Consider the following 724-nt stretch of genomic DNA (forward strand, 5'->3'; position numbering starts at 1 on the left):
AATTTATTTGAAAATGTGACTATCCCAGATTATAATTCTGTAGATGGTCAGGAACATGTTGTTAACAGTCAGGAAGAATTCGTTAAATATTATAAATTTGAACAAGAATCACCTTCTAAGAAGTAACTAATAGCTTTAAGCTATCAGCTTAAAAAGACTAGATGTTTAAGATGAATAGAAAGGATAATTAGATGAGTCGTAAAGAGATAGATGCTGAAAAGTTAACAGCCTGCAAAACTAGTATGCAGGAAATGAATAAAAGATTTGAAGGAGAAATTACGGGGCTAATCCAATCTTCTGCAACAGAGTCTATGCAAGGAGCAGAGGACGCCCTTAACAAAATGAGCGCAAATTTAGTGAAAACAGTTGATTCTCTGGACGTATATTTGAATCAAGTAGCTTATTATTTTTTGCAAATGGATAACGACTTAGCCAAAGGAATTGAGACTGAGACGTCAATGTTTACTTATTCCAATCCACAAGCTAGGCTGACTCCTACACAGAAAAAGCAGTATAATGTATCAAAACAAATGAAAGAAAATTATAAACTTCCGTAATTTCATTGCCCACCTGAATTATCAATTCGGGTGGTTTTCTTTTGCACCTCAGTTCTTTACCTTGCTCTTTTCCAAAAGTTTACAGTTTCTGCCCTAACCTTCCTTTCTTATGCTATAATAGTCTATAGAAAGTCGAGGGAATGATGAAGAAAATATTATTGGTGGCT

At 34.3% G+C, this 724-nt stretch carries 1 protein-coding gene; it reads left to right on the forward strand.

Going from position 1 to position 724, the window contains the following annotated elements:
• Positions 1-191 precede the first annotated feature (191 nt).
• Positions 192-557 carry a hypothetical protein gene (locus K1I80_RS11995; protein ID WP_048773787.1) on the forward strand — a complete coding sequence of 122 codons (366 nt, stop codon included), beginning with the start codon at positions 192-194 and terminating at the stop codon, positions 555-557.
• Positions 558-724: the final 167 nt, after the last annotated feature.

Origin of the sequence: Streptococcus sanguinis (assembly GCF_019929225.1) — a bacterium.
GTDB classification, from domain to species: Bacteria; Bacillota; Bacilli; order Lactobacillales; family Streptococcaceae; genus Streptococcus; species Streptococcus sanguinis_J.